General features: G+C 36.3%; 3 protein-coding genes. All 3 read right to left on the bottom strand.

Annotated features, from left to right (window positions below):
* Positions 1-230 precede the first annotated feature (230 nt).
* The 3 genes from ACILQF_RS11185 to ACILQF_RS11175 all read right to left on the bottom strand — a co-directional run bounded on the left by ACILQF_RS11185 (position 231) and on the right by ACILQF_RS11175 (position 4056).
* The gene (locus ACILQF_RS11185; protein ID WP_395627491.1) at positions 231-1238 is read right to left on the bottom strand and encodes an NAD(P)H-dependent glycerol-3-phosphate dehydrogenase; all 1008 of its coding nucleotides are present in this window, start codon (positions 1236-1238) and stop codon (positions 231-233) included.
* Positions 1239-1311: 73 nt separating this feature from the next.
* Entirely contained in the window at positions 1312-2676 is a 1365-nt protein-coding gene (locus ACILQF_RS11180; RefSeq protein WP_395627490.1) for an efflux RND transporter periplasmic adaptor subunit, read from the bottom strand.
* Between the two features lie 30 nt (positions 2677-2706).
* Complete coding sequence (locus tag ACILQF_RS11175) at positions 2707-4056, bottom strand: TolC family protein (protein WP_395627489.1); 1350 nt, start codon at positions 4054-4056, stop codon at positions 2707-2709.
* Positions 4057-4138: the final 82 nt, after the last annotated feature.

Here is a 4138-nt window from a genome sequence, read left to right as displayed (position 1 = left end):
GGTATGAGGTCTGAGATTTGAGAACTGAGATATGAGATATGAGATTGCACAATTTGCTTTTAGCTTTCCACTTTTGAGTTGTCGCCAGCCTGACAACCGATAACCGACAACAATATCCAGATGTCGTAAGCCTAACCAACTAATTACTAACCAACTAATTACTAACCAACTAATTACTAACCAACTAATTACTAACCAACTAACCAACTAATAACTAACAAACTAACCCCCTAAGTCAATTGCTCAGAAAGCAGCTTCATTTCAATCTGTGGGGAATGTCTTTCATAAAGAATCGCATAAACTGCTCTACAGATAGGCATGTTAACCTTATAGGTCTTATTTATCTGATGCAGGCAATACACGGCATAATAACCTTCAGCTATCATATTCATCTCGAGCTGAGCAGAAGTCACGGTATAGCCCTTCCCTATCATGTTTCCGAAGGTACGGTTACGACTAAATTGAGAATAAGCAGTTACCAGCAAATCGCCAAGATAAGCCGACTCCTTTATATCTCTATCAATTGGATGTATGGCATCCACGAAACTTTCAATTTCTCGGACTGCATTTGAAATTAAAACTGCTTGAAAATTATCACCATAGCCTATTCCGCGGCAAATACCACTAGCAACAGCATAAATATTTTTTAATACAGCAGCATATTCAGTCCCAAAAATATCATCCGAAACATTAGTTTTTATATACCGTGTATTTAACATGGACGAGAAATGGGAGGCCAATTCACTATTCTGAGAAGCAATAGTTAGGTAAGATAATTTTTCAAGTGCAACTTCCTCTGCATGACATGGCCCACTAATTACAATAATATCACTGAAAGGGATATCAAAATGCTGGTTCATAAAATCACCAATAATCATGTTTTCATCAGGAACAATGCCCTTGATAGCTGAAATGATTTTCTTTCCTTTCAGGTCTTTGGCACTAATCTCTTTTAAGGTTTCCTTTAAGAAAGCTGCCGGAACATTTAGAAGTACCATGTCGCATGAGGCAATAATGCCTTTAAGATCAGAGCTTAAATTACTGTCCGCGACTTTAATTTCTACAGAACTGAGGTAATGAGGGTTATGACTATATTGACGAATATGCTCAATGGCTTCCTCATTACGCATCCACCAGAAAATCTCTTTTTCAATAAGATTATCCGACAATATTTTTATAATGGCGGTCGCCCAACTACCTCCCCCAACAACGGCTATCTTCTTTTGAATATGCGTCATAATAAAAATCCCGGTCTAACAATTGCAGAAAATACAATTATTAGACCGGGACAAGGTAAGAATTTCTTAGAAATTAGTTTTTCTTTTCTCCAGCAAAAAGCTTTTCTTTTTCAACTTTTTCGACTATCACACTATCCTTCAATGTCTTAGATATAGCTGTAAATGGAAGTGAAACTACCTCTTCACCACCTTTTAATCCTGATTTAATCAAAATATAAGTATCATCTTGAATTCCTGTAGTCACTAAAACCTGTTTAACCTTACCTGCATTATAAACAAAAACATATTCTTTAATAGGCTCTGCATCCTTCAACTTATCTTTTTCATCTTTAGCTGAAGCTGGCTTAACTTCGCCTTCTGATACATTAATTTCCTTTTTCTTTTCTCGTGTGGTTACCGATTGAATAGGAACAGCAATACCAGTATATTGTTCTGTTTGAATGTCAACGGTAGCTGACAATCCCGGACGGAAAGGAGATGGATTTGCCGAATCAGAACGCACCAATTTAGCATAAGATTCAGGTAAGATACGAACCTTCACCGTGAAGTTTGTAACCTGATCAGTAGATGTTCCAACGATGCTAGAAGAACTTGCAATCTCCGTAACTTCACCCTTGAATTTTTGATTTTGAAAAGCATCAACTTCAATTTCAGCCAAATCACCGACAGATACACGATTGATATCGCTTTCATTAACATCTACACTCACCTCCATTGAACTAAGGTTAGATATTCTCATAATCTCAGTACCTGCCATCTGAGAAGTTCCTAAGATACGATCTCCTAACTCAATAGAAAGTTTGGAAATAACCCCATTTACAGGGGCATATATACTTGTTTTAGCCAAATTAGCTCCAGCTTCTTTAACAACTGCATTTGATTGCTCTACGCCAAACCTTGATGCCACAACATTCTGTCGTACCGACTCTAAATTAGCTTTAGAACTTTCAAATTCTGCTTTTACCGCATCAAACTCTGCTGCAGACAATACTTTTTTTGCAAAAAGCTCCTGATTTCTCTTGTATTTTGCAGATACATTAGCAAATGTAGCCTCAGCTTGCTTTAGCTGTTGTTGTGTGCTTGCCAAAGATGCCTTCTGACTGTTCAAAGATGCTACTGCACGATCAAATCCTGATTGAAGCACATCCGGACGAACTCTACATAATAATTGTCCTTTTATTACAACATCACCCTCTTTAACATGAAGTTCAACAACCTCACCCGACACTTCAGCACTCAGCTTTACTTCAATTTCTGGCTGAACCTTGCCACTTGCTGATACAGTTTCTACAATAGTGCGCTTTTCAGCTTTCTCAACAGCAACTTGAATAAGTTCACTCTTGCCAAACCAGCCTAGTTTATTGCCAGCAACTGCAACTACTAGCAGTATTCCTGCTCCAATGAGCACATATTTTAATGTATTATTTTTCTTTGCCATGTTTCGATTATAAGGGAAAAAGGGGGTTAATTAAAAAGTTAAGGGATTACCAAGATAAAAATCAATGACCTTACTTCTAAAAATAAAATCATATTGTGCCTGAATCTGGTCGAATTGAGCTTTGTTTAAGTTTGTTTGAGCCTGATTATAGTCTAGAGAATTCACTAATCCTACAGAATAACGTTGTTCAATCACGTTAAATGCATCTTTCGAAGATATAAAGGCTGTTTGTGTTGAATAATAACGCTTTTCCGCAGCTCTTAAATCATAAACAGCCTGATTGATAACTTTATTAAGATTGTTTTTTGCTAATTGTTCATTTACCAAAGAATTCTGGAAATTGATTTTTGCCCTTCTTACTGAAGAACGAGCTGCCATTCCATTAAAAATCGGAACACTTAGTCCGAAACCTATAAACTGATTAAAGTTATCCTTAACCTGAGTACTAAAACTTGTATTTCCAAAAGAACCATTTGAATATCTTGTTCCAAAACCTGATTGAAGGTTTATGGAAGGTGAATAATTACCCTTAGCGATATCAATTCCCTTTTCAGATGCCTGTCTCCTTAATTCAGCAAGTCGAATATCAGGAAAACTAGCAGAGGCAGATTTAAACACATCTGATGAAGAATAAGCCGAATTAAGCTTCGACATATCTTCCATTTTTGGCTTTTCAACAACAAAGACTGAAGAAGGGTCAAGCTCCAATAACTGGGCAAGATTTAAAAAAGCAAGATCTACCTGGTTTTGAGCATTGGTAACATTAAGCTCCGCAGAAGCGAGCTGCGACTTAGCCTGTGAAAGGTCGGCAAGTGTTTTTGTTCCAACGTCATAAAATTTTTGTTCAATATCCAATTGCTGCTTTGAAATAGCCAATTGCTGTTCAGAAGCAATTAAAATATCTTGCGCATTCAACACGGATAAATACCCAGTTACCACTGTCAAAATTAAATCATTCTTTATTTTTTGTGTATTACTTTTATCAGCATCCAATTGCAATTTGTTTTGTGAAATCTGATTAAGTTTTTGAAATCCTTGAAATAAGGAAGTACCGGATGATAAATTCCCACTTGTAGAGGTAATTGCCTGGTTAACAAACTGATTAGTTAAAGGGTCAATACTTCTACCGAAGTTAAAGTTTAAACTAGTATTTGCATTTAAGGAAGGTAGCAGAGCTAATTTTGATTGCTGCAAATTCTCATCAGAGATAGCCTCCGTAAATTGTGCCTGTTTGATTTGAAGATTGTTTTCAATCACAAGCTCAGTAGCACGCTTCAAGGTTAAAAGCTCTTGCGCCGATAATGACATACCAGAAAAAGCTATTCCCAAAAAACTAAGGACAAAGTATTTAAAAAAGTATTGGTGTTTTATATGTTCCATATATTGACTAACAAAGTTGATTCGTTTATAAATCCGCACAAAAATACTACCATTTAATTAGCTAACATATTTATCTTCGTAA

This window comes from Daejeonella sp., from assembly GCF_044232565.1.
In the GTDB taxonomy this organism is placed as follows: Bacteria; Bacteroidota; Bacteroidia; order Sphingobacteriales; family Sphingobacteriaceae; genus Daejeonella.
Note: the sequence above shows the minus strand (reverse complement) of the source record. Positions and strands in the feature narration are given on the sequence as shown.

Bases quoted from the DNA above. Each gene is read 5' to 3' on its own strand.
- ACILQF_RS11180 (WP_395627490.1), bottom strand. From the start codon at position 2,676: ATGGCAAAGAAAAATAATACATTAAAATATGTGCTCATTGGAGCAGGA.
- ACILQF_RS11185 (WP_395627491.1), bottom strand. From the start codon at position 1,238: ATGACGCATATTCAAAAGAAGATAGCCGTTGTTGGGGGAGGTAGTTGG.
- ACILQF_RS11175 (WP_395627489.1), bottom strand. From the start codon at position 4,056: ATGGAACATATAAAACACCAATACTTTTTTAAATACTTTGTCCTTAGT.